General features: G+C 72.1%; 9 protein-coding genes and 3 pseudogenes. 2 read left to right on the top strand and 10 right to left on the bottom strand.

Going from position 1 to position 12,991, the window contains the following annotated elements:
• Window positions 1–31: 31 nt before the first annotated feature.
• The gene (locus tag AQJ91_RS43445; RefSeq protein WP_067034151.1) at window positions 32–1,255 is read right to left on the bottom strand and encodes a serine hydrolase domain-containing protein; all 1,224 of its coding nucleotides are present in this window, start codon (window positions 1,253–1,255) and stop codon (window positions 32–34) included.
• 137 nt (window positions 1,256–1,392) lie between these two features.
• On the opposite strand from AQJ91_RS43445, the pseudogene AQJ91_RS56900 reads away from it, so the two are divergent.
• A pseudogene (locus tag AQJ91_RS56900) lies at window positions 1,393–1,643 on the top strand (winged helix-turn-helix transcriptional regulator); the annotation flags it as partial.
• A 140-nt stretch (window positions 1,644–1,783) separates the two neighbouring features.
• Here the strand turns inward: AQJ91_RS56900 and AQJ91_RS43435 are convergent.
• The 5 genes and pseudogenes from AQJ91_RS43435 to AQJ91_RS51235 all read right to left on the bottom strand — a co-directional run.
• Complete coding sequence (locus tag AQJ91_RS43435) at window positions 1,784–4,738, bottom strand: helix-turn-helix transcriptional regulator (protein WP_067034145.1); 2,955 nt, start codon at window positions 4,736–4,738, stop codon at window positions 1,784–1,786.
• A 135-nt stretch (window positions 4,739–4,873) separates the two neighbouring features.
• Complete coding sequence (locus tag AQJ91_RS51240) at window positions 4,874–5,230, bottom strand: UBP-type zinc finger domain-containing protein (RefSeq protein ID WP_079085648.1); 357 nt, start codon at window positions 5,228–5,230, stop codon at window positions 4,874–4,876.
• Window positions 5,227–6,687 (bottom strand): ATP-binding protein, encoded by a 1,461-nt coding sequence (locus AQJ91_RS43430; RefSeq protein WP_067034142.1) that lies wholly within the window; start codon window positions 6,685–6,687, stop codon window positions 5,227–5,229. Before AQJ91_RS43430 ends, AQJ91_RS51240 begins: the two co-directional genes overlap by 4 nt.
• A complete protein-coding gene (locus tag AQJ91_RS43425; protein ID WP_067034139.1) occupies window positions 6,684–8,360 on the bottom strand; it encodes an NAD(P)/FAD-dependent oxidoreductase in 1,677 nt (558 codons plus the stop codon). Before AQJ91_RS43425 ends, AQJ91_RS43430 begins: the two co-directional genes overlap by 4 nt.
• A 188-nt stretch (window positions 8,361–8,548) precedes the next feature.
• Window positions 8,549–8,707: pseudogene (locus AQJ91_RS51235) on the bottom strand (VOC family protein); the annotation flags it as partial.
• A 63-nt stretch (window positions 8,708–8,770) separates the two neighbouring features.
• Here AQJ91_RS51235 and AQJ91_RS43420 point away from each other — a divergent pair.
• The gene (locus AQJ91_RS43420; RefSeq protein ID WP_067034136.1) at window positions 8,771–9,643 is read left to right on the top strand and encodes a universal stress protein; all 873 of its coding nucleotides are present in this window, start codon (window positions 8,771–8,773) and stop codon (window positions 9,641–9,643) included.
• A gap of 3 nt (window positions 9,644–9,646) precedes the next feature.
• Here the strand turns inward: AQJ91_RS43420 and AQJ91_RS43415 are convergent, their stop codons facing one another.
• From AQJ91_RS43415 to AQJ91_RS43400, 4 genes and pseudogenes are all read right to left on the bottom strand, one after another.
• Window positions 9,647–10,921, bottom strand: a complete 1,275-nt coding sequence (locus AQJ91_RS43415) for a DUF4032 domain-containing protein (protein ID WP_067034133.1) — start codon at window positions 10,919–10,921, stop codon at window positions 9,647–9,649.
• Between the two features lie 102 nt (window positions 10,922–11,023).
• Window positions 11,024–11,446: pseudogene (locus AQJ91_RS43410) on the bottom strand (MBL fold metallo-hydrolase); the annotation flags it as partial.
• A gap of 84 nt (window positions 11,447–11,530) precedes the next feature.
• Window positions 11,531–12,130: an acyltransferase family protein gene (locus AQJ91_RS43405; RefSeq protein WP_107122698.1), complete on the bottom strand. Its 600-nt coding sequence runs from the start codon at window positions 12,128–12,130 to the stop codon at window positions 11,531–11,533.
• A gap of 146 nt (window positions 12,131–12,276) precedes the next feature.
• Window positions 12,277–12,903 (bottom strand): alpha-ketoglutarate-dependent dioxygenase AlkB, encoded by a 627-nt coding sequence (locus tag AQJ91_RS43400; RefSeq protein ID WP_067034130.1) that lies wholly within the window; start codon window positions 12,901–12,903, stop codon window positions 12,277–12,279.
• Window positions 12,904–12,991: the final 88 nt, after the last annotated feature.

The raw sequence follows: 12,991 nt of genomic DNA, 5'->3' as shown, positions 1-12,991 counted from the left end.
CGTCCACCGGCACGCGCGGGTTCCCGCCCGCTCAGCCGAGCTTCAGCGCGACCCCCGGAGCGATGTCCTCGTACCGCTCGACGACCGCCGAACCACGCCGAGGCTTCGCCGGCTTGCCGCAGAACGCGGACTCCAGGGAGCCCAGCATGGTGTTGAGCACCGCGCCGTTGTTGGAGGTGTTGGTGAGCGCGGCGAGGCTGCGCCGGCCGTCCCTGGAGGCGAACGCGTAGGTGTAGAAGCCCTGGACGGCGCCCGTGTGCCCGTACACGGAGACCCCGCACGACAGATTCCTGCGCCGCAGCCCGAGCCCGTACGCCTGGGTGCTGCCCGCCGGAACCCACCGCTGCATCTGGGCCAGCTGCGTGGCGGACATCAGCCTGCCGCCGAGCAGCGCCGACAGGAAGGTGTTCAGGTCCCGTGTGGTGGAGATGACGGCGCCCGCGCTCTGCGCCCAGGACGCCGTCTGCCGGGTGGCGTCGACCAGTGCCGCGCCCGCGGTGTCCGGCGTGAGATAGCCGCGCGCGTGGCGGCCCGGGATCTTGGTGCGCGGGTGCACGTAGAAGGTGTCGCGCAGCTTCAGCGGCTCGATGATCCGGTTCTGGTACTCGGTCCGCACGGAGTTCCCGGTCAGCTTCTTGATCAGCATGCCGGCCACGACGAAGTTGGTGTTGGAGTAGGAGTACGCACCGCCCGGCCGCGTGGTGCGCGGCTTGCGCAGCGAACGGTCCACCAGCTGCCGGAAGGTGAACACCTTGGAGCGGACGGCCTCGAAGCCGGGAACCGTCCGCGCGAACATGTCGTTCGTGTAGTCGTACAGGCCGCTGCGATGACTCAGCACATGCCGCACCGTGATCCGGCCGTCGGGCAGCAGCCCCGGCAGATAGCGGTTGACCGGGGCGTCGAGCTTGAGCTTCCGCTCGTCGGCCAGTTGCAGCAGGACGACGGCGGAGAAGATCTTGGTGACGCTGCCGATCCGGAACCGGTCGGTGTTGCTGAGGGGCCGCAGGGACTTCCGGTCGGCGATGCCCACGGCCGTCCGGAGGGTGGTGCCGTGGTCGTCGACGCGGGCCATCGCGCCGGGCGCGCCCTGCCGCAGCGCCGTGAGCAGGACGCCATGCAGTCCCGGGAGGTCAGGACTTGGCAGCGCCTTGGCCGCGGCGGCGGCCGGTTCCGGTGCGGCATGGGCGGGGACCGCCAGGAGACACACCAGGGCCGTCGCCGTCGCCGTACCCCTGCGTGCTGTTGCTGAGATCATCCGGCAACCTTCTCGCACCCCGTCAGATCGCCACAGCCGACGCACAGTTGGACACACAGGGATCACTGGGCGGGGCGAATCCGGCAGTCCTGTTTCTTTTATTGATGTCGGAAAAGAAGGGCTCCAGGTTCCCTGCCATGCACCCGACGCCGCGTGCGGAGACGTTTCCGGTCAACACCCCCGCCGCCTCACAGATCTTCACCACAGTCCTGTCCCAAGGGCCCCTCACCCGTCTGGAGGTGGCCCGCCGCGCCGGGCTGTCCCCGCCGCCGTCACCAAGGCGGTCCGGCCCCTGATCGAGGCCGGGTACCTGGTGGAGGACGTGGACGAGGAGACCCGCCCCGTCCTCGGCCGGCCCGCGAACCCGGTCCGCGTCGAGGGCGGGCGCTGTTCATCGGCGTCGATCCTCCCCGTCTTCGACGGCGGCGACCATCTGCACCCCAACGACAGGGGAATGCAGGCCATGGCCGACGCCGTCGACCTCACCGCCCTCGACTGCGCCACCTACGACAGCGCGAGCGACGCCTCTTAGGACACCGACGGCTCCGGGGATATCAGGCCCTCCCGGTACGCGATCGCCACCGCCTCCGTGCGGCTCGCCGCGCTCAGCTTGGCGAGGATGTTGGACACATGGACGCTCGCCGTCTTGCCGGTGATGAACAGCTCCTCGCCGATCTGCCGGTTGCTGCGGCCGCGCGCGAGAAGCCGCAGCACGTCCTGTTCACGGGCGGTGAGGGGAGAGGCGCGGTGCGCGGCGTCGGCGGTGTCCGCGAGGCGGCCCCGGCGGATCAGGGCGTCCGTCCGCTCCAGCAGGGGCGTGGCGCCCAGCCTGACCGCCGTCTCCCGGGCCGCCCCCGCCTCGGCGGCCGCCTCCTCGCGGCGGCCCGCCGCCAACAGGGCCTCGGCGTACCGCAGCCGGCAGCGCGCCCGCTCGTACTCGTCGCCGTCGGCGAACGCGCCGACCGCCTTCGCCCACGCCTCCGCGTCCGGCCCGGACCCGGCCCGCGCCCACTCCGCCTCGGCGCGGGCCAGCCACGCCCTGCCCTCCGGGCCCTGCGGCGTGCCGTCCTCGCCGTGCACGGCCGTGGCCCGCGCGAGCTCGACCAGCTCGGCCGCCGTGTCCGCCCAGTGCCGCACACCGGCCTCGTCGCCGGCGCGGCGCAGTTCGGCGGCCCGGTCGGCGACCGCGGACAGGGCGAGCGCGGCGAGCCGGACCGTGGCGTCGGGATGTGTGCCCGCGTCGTCCGTGAGCGCCGCGACCGTGGCCCGCATCCGCTCCACCGCCGCCTCCGCATCCCCCCGCAGCGCGGCGGCGTCGGTGAGCGCGATGCCCGCGACCAGCGTGCCCATCCAGTCGAAGTGCCCCTCCAGCAGGGCCCGGGCCCGGTCGGCGGCCGAGACGTCGCCGCGCGCGAGGGCCACGTACAGCGCGGGGCCGGACCAGTACCCGCCCGCCCCGGGCAGCACCTCGGCGTCCGCCGCGGCCGCACGCACGCACTCGTCCCAGCGGCCCAGCGTGTACAGCACCAGCAGCCGCAGATACCGCATCTCCAGCGGATACGGCGAGGACAGCAGCCCGGCCCGGCGCGCCCGGTCCAGTCCCTCCGTCAGCCAGGGCAGACACGCGTCGAGGTCACCGGACTCGAAGCAGCCGACGGCGAGGTTGAACAGCGCCCGCATCTCCACCGGCGCGTTGCCCGCACTCCGCGCCACCTCCCGGGCCGCACGGAGCTGCTCGCGGCCCTCCGGAGTGCGGCGACCGCCTCCTTCGAGGACGGCCAGGGAGATCAGCAGGTCCGCGCGGGCGTCCGTCACCCGGAGTTCCTCCGCGACCCTCAGGGCCCGGCGGGCGACCCGCAGCGCGGTCTCGTTCTCCCCGACCTGACGTGCCGCCAGCACATGGGTGGCTGCCGCCCACACCCAGGTCCGCGACGGAGGCTCGGCGGGGATCATGGCCAGCGCCTCGCTGCTGTAGGCGAACGCCGCCGTCAGGCTGTCCACGCCGATGAGATTCCCGGCGAGGGTGTAGCGGACCCGGGCGGCGAGCTCGGAGTCCGTGTCGCCGACGCCCGCGAGTGCGGACCGGGTCAGGGAGACCGCGCGGTGCGCCTCACCGGCGTGGGCCGCCGCCGCGGAGGCGCGCAGCGTGAGCGTCACCCGGTCGACGCCCTCGCCGGAGGGCCGCGCGGCCGGCTCCACGGCCGACCACAGGTCCAGGGCGGTCTCCAGGTGCCGTAGTTCCTCGGCGGGCGCGCCGACCCGGTGGGCGTGGTCGGCGGCCTCCAGCGAGGCGGCCAACGCCTCGGCCAGGTCATGGCTCTCGCGGTAGTGGTGGGCGCGCTCCGCCGCCGTCTCCGCCGGATGGCCGCGCCCGGCGAGCAGACGGGCGAACGCGCCGTGCAGCCTGGCCCGTTCGCCGGGCAGCAGATCGGCGTACACCGCCTCCCGCGCGAGGGCGTGCCGGAAGGCGTACGTGTCGCCGTCGCCGGGGACCAGCAGCTGTCGCCCGACGGCCTCGCGCAGCGCCGACTCCAGCTCGTCCTCGGGGAGCCGCACCGCGTCCCGCAGCAGGTCGTACCCGACCCGGCGCCCGGCGACTGCGGCCGTACGCAGCACCTGCTGGGCGGTGTCGGACAGTTGCTCGAACCGGATGAGCAGGACGTCGGCCAGCCCGCTGGGCATCCCGCCCGCCCCGGTGTCCGTGGCCGCGACCAGCTCCTCCGCGTAGAAGGCGTTGCCCTCGGCGCGCTCCACGATCCGCCGGACCGTGGAGTCCGGCAGCGGCCGCTCCTCCAGGGCGCGCACCAGCCGGGTCACCTCGGCGTCGGACAGGGGCCGCAGCTCGAGCCGCTCCACGGCGGGCAGCCGCACGAGCTCGGCGAGCAGCGGGCGCAGGGGATGGCGGCGGTGCAGGTCGTCCGCGCGGTACGAGGCGAGGACCGCCAGCCGGTGGGTGCGCGCACCGCCCGCCGTCCGCTGCAGAATGCCGCGGCTGAGCAGGAACCGCAGCAGATCCCGGGAGGACTGGTCGGCCCAGTGCAGATCCTCCAGGACCAGCAGCAGCGGGGCGATGTCCGCCAGATCGGCCAGCAGTCCCGCCATGCCCTCGAACAGCCGCAGCCGTCCGCCCGACTCCCGCTCGGCATCCCTCCCACCGCCCAGCAGCCGCCCGACCACCGGATGAGCCGCGAGCACACCGGCGCACCGCTCGTCGCCGGCCAGCACCCCCAGCACCTCGGTGAACGGCAGATACGACAGCCCGACGTCCCCGAGGTCGACACAGTGCCCACTGAGCACGGTCATCCCGGCCGCAGCCGCCCGCCCCGCGACCTCGTCCAACACCCGCGTCTTGCCAACCCCGGCGTCCCCGGCAACCAGCACAGCCCGAGCCTCACCACCCCGGGCACGCTCCAGCACACCGGAGAGCCGAGCGAGTTCGTCCACGCGCCCGAGGAACGGCGTGCTGAAGGAGGTCTGCGTCACGATTCCATCCTGGCACGCAACACTGACAGGACCTTTGCCGACCTTCTTCAGGGGCGCGGGGCTGTATCAATGTGCGGCTCCGCCGCGTGGGCGCGACCAGCCCCAGACAACCCGCAGCCGCCATAGAGCCCCGGGTCATTGGGCACGCAGCGCTTCAGCCCAATCAGCCGGCACCCGCGCCATGGGCCCCGGCGCAGGCTGATCCACCGGATGACTCACCGGCCCCGCCAACTCAGGCCCGGCCTCGAACAACTCATTCGTGGCGTAGTTCCAGAACCAGACCTCCCCCGGCTCAGAACTCTGCACGAACGGATGCCCAGTGGCCCGGAAATGCCCAGTCGCATGCTGCGCAGGCGAACTGTCACAACACCCCACGTGCCCACACTCCGCACAGCGTCGCACATGAAACCACCATCCCCCGTCCGCGTCGCATTCCACGCAACCACTCCCGCTGGGCGGAACACTGGGATCGATGCCGTTGCCGTCGGTCATACGGTCTCCTCGGGGGCGGTGTCGTCGTCTGCGGCGGTGAGCGGAAGCAGCACCTGAAAGCGCGTGTCGCCCGGCACGGACTCGACCTGAAGACCGCCGTGATGCTTGTTCACGACGATCCGCCAGGAGATGTCGAGTCCGAGCCCGGTGCCCTCGCCCACGGGCTTCGTGGTGAAGAAGGGATCGAAGATCCGCCCCCGGTCCTCGGCCGGGATCCCGCCCCCCGTGTCGCGGAACTCCACCAGCAGCCGGTCGTGGTCGGGCGCCGTCCGCACGGTCAACGTCCCTTCCCCGCCGGTGCTGTTGATCGCGGAGACCGCGTTGTCGATCAGGTTGGTCCACACCTGGTTGAGCTCCGCCGGGTACGCCGGGATCTTCGGGAGCGTACGGTCGTACTCCTTGACGACCTTGATCTGCCGGCCGATCTTGCCCGACAGCATCAGCAGCGTGCTGTCGAGGAGTTCGTGCACGTCGGCCATCCGGTACGGCGCACGGTCGAGCTGGGAGTACTGCTTGGCCGCGTCGACGAGGTGCGAGATGCGGTTGGTGGAGTCCTCGATCTCGTCCATCAACAGCTCGGTCTCGACCGTGTAGTTGAGCCAGCCGACCGCCCCCGGGAGGATCTCCTCGTCGACGGCCGCCGCGACCTGGTCCAACCAGTCGATGTCGAGCCCCGCCTGCACGAACGTGGGCGCGATCCGCCAGCCCTCCGCGATGCCGTGGTCGTCGAGCCAGTCGGTGAGCTCGTCCTCCCGGTCCGAGGCCTCCAGCGGGCTCAACTGGGGTGCCTTGGCGACCCGTTCGGCCGTGCGGTCCTGGATGTCGATCAGATTCGCCAGCGTCTCCCGCGAGTACGAGCCCCCGGAGATCACCCGGAGCTTGTGCCGCATCTTCGCCACCCGCTCCCGCAGCGTGGCCGTGGCCCGCACCGCCGCCGCCGCGGGATTGTTCAGCTCGTGCGTGAGACCCGCGGACAACGAGCCGAGCGCCAGCAGCCGTTCCCGCTGCCCGATCGCCCGCTGCGTGCTCTTCGAACCGAAGAACAGCCCCTCCAGCAGATGCACCGCCATCGGGAACCAGTCCTGCATCATCGCCGCGAACGAGTCGGCGGGCAGCACGAAGAACCGCGACGGCTCCGTGACCCGCATCGAGTTGTTGTACGTCTGCTGCACCCGGTCCCCGAGGTACGCCTGCATGGACCCCGCGTACACCCCGCGCTGCGAGGTCCGGGTCACCTCCACGTCGTCGCCGCCGACCCGGCGGGACAGCACGACCGTCCCCTCGATCATCACGTAGAAGCAGGTGGCGGGCTCGCCCTCGGCGTACACGGGCCCGGGCTCGAACCTCTCCACCCGCCCCTCGCCGCACAGCCGGCCGAGCTGCTCCGGCGACAGCTTCTCGAACAGGAAGAGCGAACCGATCTCCGCCGGGCTGCACGGAATCAACTGCCCGCTCATGACTGCTCCAGATAGCGGTGGACGAGCATCACGGCCATGGCTCCCTCTCCGACGGCGGACGCGACCCGCTTGGCGGACTCGGAGCGTGCGTCGCCCGCCACGAACACGCCAGGGACGTTGGTCTCCAGGTGGTACGGCGGCCGGTCCAGCTCCCAGCCCGCCGGCGGCCGCCCGTCGACGGTCAGGTCGGGCCCGGCCAGGATGAACCCGCGCTCGTCCCGCAGCACCGTGCCGTCCAGCCAGCCGGTCAGCGGGGCCGCGCCGATGAACACGAACATCCACTGCGCGTCGACGAGTTCGCTCCGTCCGCTCTCCACGTCGCGCAGCGTCAGCTGCTCCAGGTGCCCGGTGCCGTGCGCGGCCTCGACGACCGTGCCGGTGCGCACCGAGATGTTCGGCGCCTCGTCGATCTGCTGGATCAGATAGTGCGACATCGAAGCGGACAGCGACGCCCCGCGCACCAGCAGCGTCACCGACTTGGCGCCACGCGCCAGATACATCGCCGCCTGCCCGGCCGAGTTGGCGCCGCCGACGATGTACACGTCGTGCCCCCGGCAGGACGGCGCCTCCGTCAGCGCCGACCCGTAGAACACCCCGCAGCCGGTCAGGTCGTCGGCGCCCGGCGCGTCCAACTGCCGGTAGGACACGCCGGTCGCCAGGATCACACTGTGCGCGGCGACCGCCGACCCGTCCGAGAACCGTACGATCCGGGCGGCGCCGCTGACCTCGAGTCCCGTCACCTCACGCGCGGTGAGGATCTCGGCGCCGAACCTGGCCGCCTGCCGCCGGGCCCGCTCGGTGAGCTGCGCCCCCGACACGCCGTCCGGGAAGCCCAGATAGTTCTCGATCCGGGAGCTCTGCCCGGCCTGCCCGCCGGTCGCCGACCGCTCCACCAGCACGGTCCGCAGCCCCTCCGACGCCCCGTACACGGCCGCACCGAGCCCGGCCGGACCGCCGCCGATGACGACGAGGTCGTAGAACTCGGCCGTCGGCGTCGTCGCCAGCCCCACCTGTGCGGCCAGCTCGGGAGCCTCCGGCGCGACCAGCGGCGTCCCGTCCGGCGTGATCACCAGAGGCAGCCGCTCCCCGTCCTGCCCGGCCGAGGCCAGCAGCCGCCGCCCCTCCGGCTCGTCCGCCGAGTACCAGCGGTAGGGCACCTGGTTCCGCGCCAGGAACTCCCGTACGTCCGAGGACCGCGCAGACCAGCGGTGCCCGACCACCTTGGTGCTGGGCACCGGCCGGTAGTCACTGCACCGCCACGCCTCGAGCAGATCGTCCAGGACCGGATAGAGCTTCTCCTCCGGCGGATCCCAGGGCTTGAGCAGATAGTGATCCAGATCGACGACGTTGATCGCGTCGATCGCCGCGTTCGTGTCCGCGTACGCGGTCAGCAGCACTCGCCGCGCCCCCGGATACACGTCCAGGGCCTGTTCGAGGAACTCGATGCCGTTCATCTGCGGCATGCGGTAGTCGGCCAGGATCACGGCCACGAGATCGCCGCGCAGCTTCAGTTCCCGCAGCGCCTGCAGGGCCGACTCGCCGGACTCCGCGCGCACGATCCGGTACGACTCGCCGTAGCGCCGCCGCAGATCGCGGGCGACGGCACGGGAGACCCCCGGATCGTCGTCCACGGTCAGAATGACGGTCCGCGCTGCGTCGGCGGCCTGTGCCATACGTCTCCCACCCCGAGTGCCGGCCATCGGGCACGACGCCACTGTCGCCACCGCGCCAGCTCTGGCCCATCGTATGTTCGATCCGTCCGCTTCGCTCGGGTTCGGGCCCGCACCGGCGGCGACTGCGCGGCGTGACCGCCGGGAGAATCCCGGCAATCTCGGCGAAGCGTGGTCGTCCGGGCGGGGCGCGCCATGAGGAGCCCAGGCAGGCGATCCTTCTCGGGACGGATCTCGTACTCGTCGGCCGAGTCATTGACCACGACCCAGCCCAGAGCCTCGGCCCACCAGCGCCCCAGGGCCACCGGATCTGCCGCGTCCACGTTCACCTGCTCCCACTCCAATGCCATGGAGACAGCGTAGTGAAGACTGGCCCCTGTAGACGTGACCACGACACAAGGAGGCAGCCGCACATGACGCGCCCGATCACGGCAGGGGTCGACGGTACGGAGGAGAGCCTCGCCGCGCTGGACTGGGCCGCCCGGGAGGCGGTCCGGCGAGGGCTGGCGCTGCGTGTGGTGCACGCCTGGCGGTTCCAGCCGCACGAGGGGATCGACGCCGGGGACCCGGACACCCAGGCCCGGTGGGCGCGGGACGCGGTGACGCAGGCCGTCCGGGGAGTCGCCGAGCGGCATCCGGGGCTGGCGGTGTCCACCGACGTCCTCGGCGACGGTCCCGTCGAGACGCTGGTCGGCGCGGCGGCGGACGCCGAGATGCTCGTCCTCGGTTCACGCGGGCACGGTCCCGTCGTCGGCTTCCTGCTCGGCTCCGTCGGACAGCAGGTGATCGCCGAGGCCGCGCGGCCCGTCGTACTCGTACGGGCCGGGGACCAGGCCTCGGCGGAGGCGGGCGGCCGCGAGATCGTCGTAGGCCAGCAGGGCGACCCCGACGACAGCGCGGCCACCCTGCGGTTCGCGTTCGAGACGGCGGCGGCCCGTGGCGCGTCGGTCCGGGCCGTACGGGCCTGGACGCTGCCGCCGCTGTTCGCGTACAGCCCGGCCTCGCTCAAGCTGCTCGACGAGGCGGGGGGCCTGGAGCCGTACGAGAAGAAGGCCCTGGCCGAGGCGTTGCGGCCGTGGCGTGAGCGCTTCCCGGGCGTCCATGTGGTCGAGCACGTCGAGATGGGCAGTGCGGGGCAGGTGCTGCTGTCGGTGGCGGGGCGGGCCCAGTTGATGGTGGTCGGCCGGCGCGCCCACCGTACGGCCGTGGGCGCCCGGATCGGCTCGGTGGCCCACGGCGTCCTGCACCACGCGGACTGCCCGGTGGCCGTCGTCCCGCACGACTGAGCGTCAGTCCGAGGCCGTCGGCTGCAGCGTCTCCCGCGCCGTCGGCAGGATGTTCGCGATGTAGTCCTCGACCGCCGTGTCCAGGCCGATGTCGTGCTGCGCGCGCTCGGACAGGTACCAGCGGTGTTCGAGGAGCTCGTGGTAGATCTCGGCCGGGTCCATGGAGCCGCGCAGCTCCAGCGGTACGGCCCGCACGGTGGGCCGGAAGACGTCCCGCACCCAGCGGTGGGCGAGGACCTCGGGGCGGGCGCCATGGGGGTCCCCCCGGCTCGAACGAAGTTGAGAGCCTGGGGGAGGGTCGCCCGGGGCGTAGTCGTCCTGGGTGGCCATCCAGCTCTCCAGGTCGTTCAGAAGCCGCCTGGCCTGGTTCTCCTCCGCGTCAAGGCCCGTGAGGCGCAGCAGCTGGCGCTGGTGGTGGCCCGCGTCCACGACCTTGGGCACGAAGGTGACGGTGTCGCCGTTGGGGGCGTGCTCGATCTGCATCTCGGCGACATCGAAACCGAGGTCGTTGAGGCGGCGTATCCGGCGTTCTATGTAGTGGTACTTGCCCGCCGGGTAGACGGAGGTGCGGGTCAGTTCCTGCCACAGGCTGCCGTAGCGCGCGCAGATCTCCATGCCGAACTCGATCGGGTCGACGGAGGGGTGCAGCGCCCCGGACGCCTCCAGGTCGAGGAGTTCGCCGCTGATGTTGACCCGGGCGAGGTCGAGGTCGTAGTCGCGCTGGCCGTTGCTGAGCTGCGGGTGCAGGTCGCCGGTCTCGGCGTCCACCAGATACGCGGCATAGGCGCCCGCGTCGCGCCGGAAGAGGGTGTTGGACAGCGAGCAGTCGCCCCACGCGAACCCGGCGAGGTGCAGGCGGACCAGCAGCACGGCCAGCGCGTCCATCAGGCGGTGCATGGTCGCCGGGCGCATGGTCGTCTCGAACATCGAGCGGTACGGCATCGAGCCGCCCAGATGCCGGGTGATCAGGACCGGCTCCAGCGGGTCGCCGCCGGCGTCGGTGCGGCCGGTGACCACCGCGAGGGGGTCCACCGAGGGGATGCCGAGCCGGTCCAGGTCGCGCAGCAGCTCGTACTCGCGCAGGGCGGGGCGTTCCGCGAGCTCCTTGACGGCGATCACCTCGCTGCCGGCGCGGGCGTAGCGCACGACGTGGCGGGAGATACCGCGGGGGAGTGGCACCAGGTACTCGTCCGGCCACTCCTCCAGCGGCAGCTGCCACGGCAGTTCCAGCAGGAGCGCGGGGTGCTCCGGGTTGGTCGCGCTGATCTGCAGTGCCATGGGCCGTTCGTCCTCGCCTCGCCGGTGATCGTCACCTCACCTTAAAGCGCGCGCTCCCGGGCTTGTAGAGCCGCTTCACGGACCGGACCGTGATGCGCGGGACGGCTGCGGGGCGGTGACCGGGACGTGCGCGGTGCCGCCGGACCGGATCGCGTGCACCGCCCACGGCAGGACACCCGGCCGCCAGCCGTTCTTCATGACCTCGCCGACGGTCACCTGGTGCAGGAAGGCCCGACGGGCGTGCGGTACTTCGGCCTCGTGCAGATAGACGGGCGTGCCGTAGGTGGCGCGCAGGTACTCGGCCGAGCCCAGGTGGTCGTTGTGGGCGTGCGTGATCAGTACGGCCGTGATTGCCTCGGGCGAACTCCCCACCTCCGCCAGCGACGCGAGGAGCTTCTCCCGGTCCCCGGGGTAGCCGGTGTCGACCAGCGTGACCGCGTCCCCCTCGGTGAGGATCACCCAGTTGGTGTTGCTGCCGTGCACCAGATATGTGCTGTCGCCGACTTGCTGCACCTCTGCCCGCATGACTGTCCCCGACTTTTGCTGAGGTCTTTGCCCGACGGGATCAGCAAAGCAGATCCCCACCGGAGCGGAATCAGCGGGTCCGCATCAACCGCGTTGCGTCCCACCGGGGTTGGGGGCGGCACGCATCCCGAAAAGGAGACGCGTCACCCGCGTCCTGCGCACCGCGCACTCGTACACCACAAGAATCACCACCAGCGAACCGGCCACGATCGCCGCGTACTTGACCGGGATCGGCGCCGACCAGCCCACCACCCCGTAGGCGAGGGCGACCACGACCGGCTGGTGCAGAACGTACAGCGGCAGCGCGGCCAGGACGAGGTAGAGCATCACCCGACCGGGATCCCGGCGCAGCCGGGGCCGGTCCAGCAGCCCGAGGATCGCCACCACCCAGCACCAGCCCGCCGCCCCGAACAGCGCCCGCGTGAACAGCGCGAACGGCGTCCGGGCCGTGAACGGGTCGTCCCCGTCCATGAACCCGGGCGCCGTCCCCACGAACAGCACGACTCCGAGCACCCCGGCCGGCACGGCGAGCCGGCGCATCGCGACGCGGATCCGCTCGCCGTCGGCGAGGGCGTGGCCGATGAGGAAGAACACCAGATAGGCCCAGCGGTTCCAGCCCGCGAAGCCCTCCTCCATGCCCAGCAGTGCGTTGATCACCGCCGCCCGCTCGGTCTCCGCGCTCATCTCCGGCCCTCCCCCCCGCTGCCGTCAGTGTGGGGGAGCGCGAGCGGGGGACGACAGCCTTCCGTCGGTCACCGAGGCAGGGCTGCCTCCGGCACCGCCCGCCGGAGGCAGCCCACGCGTGCTTGCGCAGCGGCCGCCTCGCCGCCTCAGCGCACGCCGTGCGGGCGGAACTGGACGCTGATGCGCGGTCCCGCGGCACGTGTGGTCTTCGGTACGGCGTGCTCCCAGGTCCGCTGGCAGGAGCCACCCATCACGATCAGGTCGCCGTGTCCCAGCGGACGGCGCACCGTCTCGCCGCCGCGCACCGGACGCAGCAGCAGATCCCGGGGTGCGCCGACCGAGAGGATGGCGACCATCGTGTCCTCGCGCGCGCCGCGTCCGATCCGGTCTCCGTGCCAGGCGACGCTGTCCCGGCCGTCGCGGTAGTAGCACAGCCCGGCCGTGGTGAACGGCTCGCCCAGCTCCGCGGCGTAGCGCGCGGACAACCCGTCGCGCGCCTCGGCCAGCACCGGGTGCGGCAGCGCGTCGTCCGCGCCGTAGAACGCGAGCAGCCGCGGCACGTCGACGACGTGGTCGTACATCTTCCGGCGCTCAGCACGCCACGGCACCTCGGCGGCCAGCTCTCCGAACAGCGCGTCGGCTCCGCCGAGCCATCCGGGCAGTACGTCGATCCAGGCACCCAGTCCGAGCACGGTCCGGCGGATCCCGTCCAGGGGGCCGAGCCGCAGCTGGTCGGTCTGGTCGAAGAGGGAGGCCTGGAGGTGCGGGGTCATGGATCCAGCGTACCCCTGATTCGAATAGATGTTCCCATTCGGTGGTTCGCGGCTTCGACCGCCTGAGGGTGGAGCTGATGGCGGTTCG

The sequence above is a fragment of the Streptomyces dysideae genome (assembly GCF_001514305.1).
GTDB lineage: Bacteria > Actinomycetota > Actinomycetes > Streptomycetales > Streptomycetaceae > Streptomyces > Streptomyces dysideae.
The sequence above is the reverse complement of the archived record's forward strand: the minus strand, read 5'-3'. Positions and strand labels throughout refer to the sequence as shown.

Bases quoted from the DNA above. Each gene is read 5' to 3' on its own strand.
- AQJ91_RS43445 (WP_067034151.1), bottom strand. From the start codon at position 1,255: ATGATCTCAGCAACAGCACGCAGGGGTACGGCGACGGCGACGGCCCTG.
- AQJ91_RS51240 (WP_079085648.1), bottom strand. From the start codon at position 5,230: ATGACCGACGGCAACGGCATCGATCCCAGTGTTCCGCCCAGCGGGAGT.
- AQJ91_RS43430 (WP_067034142.1), bottom strand. From the start codon at position 6,687: ATGAGCGGGCAGTTGATTCCGTGCAGCCCGGCGGAGATCGGTTCGCTC.
- AQJ91_RS43425 (WP_067034139.1), bottom strand. From the start codon at position 8,360: ATGGCACAGGCCGCCGACGCAGCGCGGACCGTCATTCTGACCGTGGAC.
- AQJ91_RS43420 (WP_067034136.1), top strand. From the start codon at position 8,771: ATGACGCGCCCGATCACGGCAGGGGTCGACGGTACGGAGGAGAGCCTC.
- AQJ91_RS43415 (WP_067034133.1), bottom strand. From the start codon at position 10,921: ATGGCACTGCAGATCAGCGCGACCAACCCGGAGCACCCCGCGCTCCTG.
- AQJ91_RS43405 (WP_107122698.1), bottom strand. From the start codon at position 12,130: ATGAGCGCGGAGACCGAGCGGGCGGCGGTGATCAACGCACTGCTGGGC.
- AQJ91_RS43400 (WP_067034130.1), bottom strand. From the start codon at position 12,903: ATGACCCCGCACCTCCAGGCCTCCCTCTTCGACCAGACCGACCAGCTG.